This is a genomic window from Mycoplasma leonicaptivi ATCC 49890 (assembly GCF_000622205.1).
GTDB classification, from domain to species: domain Bacteria; phylum Bacillota_I; class Bacilli_A; order Mycoplasmatales; family Metamycoplasmataceae; genus Mycoplasmopsis; species Mycoplasmopsis leonicaptivi.
Genome location: NZ_JHWE01000050.1, coordinates 1 through 6,539, shown reverse-complemented (window position 1 = coordinate 6,539; position 6,539 = coordinate 1). Strand labels below are relative to the sequence as shown.

Here is a 6,539-nt window from a genome sequence, read left to right as displayed (position 1 = left end):
AGTTTTTAGAACTCTTCCTACTGCAACTTTTGTTTCTTTATAATACTTTTTTTCTTTTATGTACTCTCTTTTTGTGACAACTTGAACATATCAAGCGTTTTTTCTTTTACTTATTTTTGCGCCAGTTGGTATTAAAACTTTTTTAAATTTTTCTATCATAAAATGTCCTTTTTTTATTAGTATAAGTATTATACTAAATTATTTTAAAAAACAAAATAAAAAAATATTTTTTTTATAAATTTTTGGTAAAAAACGCACTTTTAAAAAGTAAAAGTGCGTTAGTATAATAAATTACTGAAAGTTTAAATTGGTTAATAAAATTGTATGATGAAACAAAGTATAAAGTGTTTTTATTTTCCACATGATCAGTTATATCTAATAAAATTTCTTTAAAGTCAATATCTTTTTTTTGATTTTTAAATGTGCTTAAAAAACTTTCTTTAAATTGTTCAAAACTTAAAATTTTGGCTTTTTTAAGAATGTTAATTATGTTTAAATTTAAATTATCTTTTGGTTGATTATCAAAAGAAATTTCAAGATCATCCGTGTTAATATATTTTGGTATTTTGAATGATAAAAATACTTTTTTATCATTATTTTTTGAAATAAGATTTATATCTTTTATATAAAAATTATTAACATAATCAATATATTTTTCATTAATTGCTTTAAAGGTTGTTTCAAACATATGTTGATTATTTAAAATTTCGTTAATTTTAATATCATTAATAGTTTGATTTTTTAATATTTTATTAAGATTTATTTTTTTATTAATATTTTGTATTTTGTAAAAATCATAAATAGATTGGTTGTAAAATTCATTAATACGTATATTAACATTATTTTCATTAAAATAGGTTCTTATTTCATTTCATAATGGATCATTATCAAAATTAAGTTTATCTTTATTTATAATTCAAAAGTTGCTTATATTCATTAAATAATAATTAAGATTTGTAAACAAAAACTCTCTAAATCAGTTTCAAGTATCGTATAAATTAATTTTTATTTCATTATTTTTTGTGGTTTTACTATGTTTAAAAGTAATAATTTTTGTTGTATTTGTTTGATTTAATTCACTTATTTTTACTTTATTTTTTACAACAAAAGAATTTAAATCATGTACTTCTGGTTTTTTATTATTTAAGTTAACTAATAAATTTTTCAAAAATCATAAATAGTTAATTTGATAATCATTATTAAATTTAATATCACTGTCAGGGTTATATTTTTGCAAAAAATCTAATAAATATTTATTTTTTATTTCATTATTAAAATAATTTGATTCAAGAATTTCATTAAATAATTTCTTTTCTGAATGGGTTAATTGTGATTTTGAGACTAATAAATTTAAATCATTGCTTTTTATAATAGATGGACCACAAGACACAGAAACGGAAGATATTGATGAAGAAATTGTTATTAATAGTAAAAATTTTTTTATATATTTTTTATTCATTGTTTAAATACACCTTTATTAATAATTCTTCAAAAGTATTCAAATTGAATATATCATCAGTTCATATTGTTATATTATTCTTATTCTCATTATTATTATCTAAATTTTCCTTCAACTCATTGATACTTTCAACAACATTATTAAAATAAATTTTTTCATTATTAAAATTTCAAGGATTAACATTTGTAATTACTAAAAATTCGGGAAAACGTGTTTCTTTATATAGATTTGATATATCAATTTTATAAAACTTATTAACTCTTTTTTTACTACTATTTTCATTATTAAGAATTCTTAAAAATTCATTATAAGATTTGTAATCATATTTCTTTGCAATTTTTAAGCTTCTTATTGTTTTTAGACCGATCTCATTTGAATTATTAAAAATAAAAATGTCTTCTTTATCTAAGTTTTGATTACTTTCAAAAGTTAAAACAAGTTTTTTGTTGTTGTTGATATTTTCTTCTATAAGTTTAATATTTTTAAATTCTAAAATAAAATAATTTGAATTTTGTTTTTGAAATTTTTCTCAAATATCAAATAAGTTATTTATATTTTTATTATTAATTTCATTTGTATTTTTATCTAAACCAGAATGTTTAATTTTTTCATTGTTTTTTGTGAAATTAAATATTTTTTTATAATCATAATAACTTATAAAATTATCGAAGCCAAATCTATTTTTAAAACGATTTTTATCTAAATAATCATCATTATTAAATTTTAGTTTATCTTGTTCCAAGAAAAATAGTTTATCTAAATCATTTATAAAATAGTTATGAAAAGGATTAAATGTTTTTTTATATTGTTTTTTATTTAAAGAAATTTGTTTAATATTTTTTAAATCAGCTGATGAGTCTTTTTTGTAGTTTTGTAGTTGTATTTTCTTGAATTTAACAATATTTTTATTTCATTTGCTAATGTAATCTAAATATTTTAAATAACTGATTTTGTTATTTATAACTCACTGATTTTGATAGTTATTTTCTATTGTTTTGTAATTTTGAAAAAAGTCTTTTAAAACATTATCTAAATCTGTATATTCTAAAAAATCAACAAATATTTCTGCTTCTTTTTCAGAAAAATCATTTATATTTATTTTTATGTTAAATTTTTTATAAACTTCTTTATATAAATCATTTTTCTGTTTTTCTTTTATATTAATACATGAACTGGATAGCAATGTTGAAATAAACAATGAAGAAAAACATAATGTTTTTAATATTTTTTTAATCATGATCAATATATGAATTTATTTTTATTAATCTAATTGTTAAAAATTTGTTTTTTTAATTTAAGTTTCATTGTACTTGCTCCATTTTTATAGCTTATAAATAAATTTTTATTATTTTTAATTATTATTAACAAAAATTAATAAAATATTTTCAAAAATCTCCTTTCCCTAATAATATTTTAATACTTATTAAATAAAGAATATAAAAAAAGACTAAAATAACTTATAAATATGGTATTAATTCTATATTAATTAAAATTAATTTGTTTATGCAATGTTCTTTTGGTCTTAAAAACTCATTTTCAAAAATGATATAATTAAATAAATTAAAGGAGACTGTATGAAAAAACATAAAATTAAATATTTCTTAGGTTTATTTGGTGTTAGTTTTCTACCTATTGCTACTATTTCATGTGGTGATCCAAAAACAACTAATAAACCTGATAGTGAAGTTGAATCAAATAAAAATAATAATGATAATCCTCAAAAATCAACAAATACTAATTTTTATAACGATCAAGAAACTAAAGCAAAAACTGAAAATAAAGCATTTCAAGATCTTTTTAATTTTAATGAGAATTTTAATAAAACATCATTTTTTCCATCTGATATTGAAAACAAACTTCAAGAATTTGCAGGTTTAAAAATTAAAGATGAAAAAATTAAATTTAACATTATTAATACTGTACCAAATGATGAAGCAGGAACATTAAAATTATTTATTAATTTTGGTGAATCAGAAAATGTTAAATCATTTGATATTTCTGGATTTAAACAAAAACAAAACAATAATTTTATAGTTCCACAAACATCTGCATCAAAAAATGACTTTTTAAATTATTTATCTAAAAATAATGAAGAAAGATTTGACTATGATTATGAAAAAGCACGTGATTTATTATCACGTGCTGGATTTGGTGGAAGAGTTCAAAATTCACAAGCAAATATTGATAAATATAATGCAATTGCAAAAAAATTAAAATTACCTTCATATAATGAAGCAGATAGTTTTGGTATGTCAATGCCACAATATGATTCAAATGGTAATTTTACAGGTTTATCAGTTAGAACTTCTGGTGCTGGCGTATTACGTTCTTGGTTTGATTGATATCCAAGAGCAGTTGGTAAAACTGGAGACGAGTTAGAAAAAGCTAAAGCACAAGATGTTGGTGTTGCAAGATTTATTACAAATGAAACATATAGTAACATTGCCTTACAAACTTTTAGTGCAGGATTTAGTTGATTCCAATTTTCAGCAGATACAAATGAACAAAAAATCCTTGAAGAAGTTTTTAAAGATGATCAAGATTTAAATATATTAATTAACAAAATTAAAGATGAAGAACAAAAACAAGATTTTATAAGACAATACAAGGGTAATGAACAAAATGATCAAATTAAAAATATCATTATCCCTAAAATATATGAACAATTAACAAAAGATTATGATCCTTCTGAATCCGAAAATATTAAAGAAGACTATTGAAAAAATCAACAACAAAAGATTATACAAAGAGCAAAAGCAAGAACAGATTTAAAAGATTCTACAAAACATGCTGTTGAAGCCGCTGTGAAAAAAACATATGATTTTGTTAGATTCCAGTCTCAAAGTAGAGCACAAAGTAATGAACGTGGTACTGCTTGAATTTTAGACTATCAATTAGAAGATGGTAAATCATATCCAACAAAATGATATTTTGGAACAAATTACCATGTTGTTGATGGTAAAACACCTGATAAATTACAAGGGTTTAGCCTAGATAGATTAAACAAAGATTATCCATCAGTTTTAAATGTCTTAAAAACAACAACATATGAAGATAAGATTGATAAAATTTCTATATCTCCTAAAGCATTCAGAAGAATTTATGATGCAGTAGACGTATTTACATGAGACCCTAAAGAATATTTAATTGATAAAAAGGATGAAAGAAAAGAATTTGTAGACTTTGCTGTGTTTGAGGTTGATTTTACAAAAGTTGATCCAAAAGATTATAATTTTAAAGGGATTTCTGGACCAGAAGAATTTGCTAAATTTGTAACAAATGATTATGCTAATCTTGCAGAAAATAAAAAATTAAAACCTGCAAGTAAGGATTATTTAAGCAGTTTTGAAGATATAAATGCACCAGTTTCAAAAGAAGATTCAAGATACAATGCTTCCAAACCTCTTTCACAATATGATAATTTATATATCTTAGGATATCCAATTTCAAGAACCCCCGGAGGACAAGGTCAAGCTGATTTCTTCTTATACATAGATGAAAATCAAGCAGCACAAAATGCTGATCAAATTAAAAGTGCAGAACATTCATATAGTTTATGAACAAATGCTGATCACAGGGATTACAATTTAAATCCTTCAAGTATTTCACAAGAAAAGAAAGAAAGACTAAATCGTGGAAACTGATTGAGTTCAAATCTTACATTAAGAACTTTCAAAGACAAGCCAGGTGTTATAGATAGATTTTTATCACAACCTGCTGTTGCTGATAAATTATACATTTCATCAGAAACCGGGCAAGAATATTACTATTCTGGTCTTGGTTATGTATTCAAAAGCTTTGCACCGGGTGGTGGTAGTTCAGGTAGTTCGGTAAGAAATCAAAATAATGAAGTAGTTGGTGTTAATGATAGTCATTATTATTACGCATTAACAAATACTGGTTCTGGTTTAAGAAGTCAAGGATTTAATTTTGAAGGTCTTTATGGAGGATATAATTTACCACAATATGATTTAATTTATGGTGGTGGTAAAGACCAAAAAACTTCTTATAGACAAAAATTAAAAGAATTAGGTATAACAAAAACTTATTTATTCCCTAATGGTGTAGAAGAAAATAATATCCCTGAATCTCACAGATTTTCAAAAAATACTTAGTTTTAAACTAAGTATTTTTCTGCGTTTTATCGGAAACACAGGAAAAATAAATTAAATTATATATTTTTACATATCAAAAAAATAAATAATAAAAAATAAATAATTTAAAAATCTATTATGAAATTGATATTCATAATAGATTTTATTAATAATTATTCTAAAATTTCATATTCAAATTTTATATTGTCATTAGTGAATTTATCAAGAATTACAAAATAATTTTTAGTTTGGTGTAAGAATGCATTAGTACCTGCCGACATAAAACCTGGATCACTAAATTTAAAATTCATTTTTATAATTTCATTATTTTGTGAAAACGAAACAATATTTCATCCACTATATTTTTTATAACCATAAAATTCTGAATATAATTGAAATAAATTGGGAATAAAAATAAGAGTTTTTTGATCAAAATTAATATTTTTCAATTCATCAATAAGTTTACTATCTTTAAAAGTTTTTACATCATAATCAAAAGAATCCAAAACTTTTTGTAATTCATCAGAAGAGTTAATAGTTTTTCATGTATTAACATTTATTTTAAACTTTCAGTAATTTATTATACTAACGCACTTTTACTTTTTAAAAGTGCGTTTTTTACCAAAAATTTATAAAAAAAATATTTTTTTATTTTGTTTTTTAAAATAATTTAGTATAATACTTATACTAATAAAAAAAGGACATTTTATGATAGAATTTAAACTTTCAGTAAATTTTATACTAAATAAAAAAAATTAAGAAATTTTTTCGTTTATAGATATTATGAAACTATATAATTCATCAGAAGAAATATTCAAATTTTTGAGTATTTCTTTTTGTTTTGCAGTTAGAGAATTTTTTCTTATATATTTTTCATCAAATTTTGAAACCTCAATTTTTGATAATTCATCTATTATTGAATTAAATGTTAAACTTGATTTATTTTTTAATAAATCAGAACAATGAAACTTAATAAAACTTTTAAC

At 21.3% G+C, this 6,539-nt stretch carries 5 protein-coding genes; 1 reads left to right on the top strand and 4 read right to left on the bottom strand.

Going from position 1 to position 6,539, the window contains the following annotated elements; genetic code table 4:
* Positions 1-232: 232 nt before the first annotated feature.
* Positions 233-1,459: a hypothetical protein gene (locus tag BU00_RS0103085; protein ID WP_027121443.1), complete on the bottom strand. Its 1,227-nt coding sequence runs from the start codon at positions 1,457-1,459 to the stop codon at positions 233-235.
* Complete coding sequence (locus BU00_RS0103080; protein WP_027121442.1) at positions 1,452-2,696, bottom strand: hypothetical protein; 1,245 nt, start codon at positions 2,694-2,696, stop codon at positions 1,452-1,454. The genes BU00_RS0103085 and BU00_RS0103080 overlap by 8 nt, the downstream gene beginning before the upstream one ends.
* A 337-nt stretch (positions 2,697-3,033) precedes the next feature.
* On the opposite strand from BU00_RS0103080, the gene mip reads away from it, so the two are divergent.
* Complete coding sequence (gene mip / locus BU00_RS0103070) at positions 3,034-5,574, top strand: Ig-specific serine endopeptidase MIP (RefSeq protein WP_027121441.1); 2,541 nt, start codon at positions 3,034-3,036, stop codon at positions 5,572-5,574.
* A 152-nt stretch (positions 5,575-5,726) separates the two neighbouring features.
* On the opposite strand, the gene BU00_RS0103065 is transcribed toward mip, so the two are convergent.
* Positions 5,727-6,059, bottom strand: coding sequence for a hypothetical protein (locus BU00_RS0103065; protein ID WP_027121440.1), 333 nt, complete (start codon positions 6,057-6,059; stop codon positions 5,727-5,729).
* Positions 6,060-6,308: 249 nt separating this feature from the next.
* Positions 6,309-6,539, bottom strand: a 231-nt coding sequence (locus BU00_RS05245) for a hypothetical protein (protein WP_036459018.1), incomplete at its 5' end; no start/stop codon positions are given.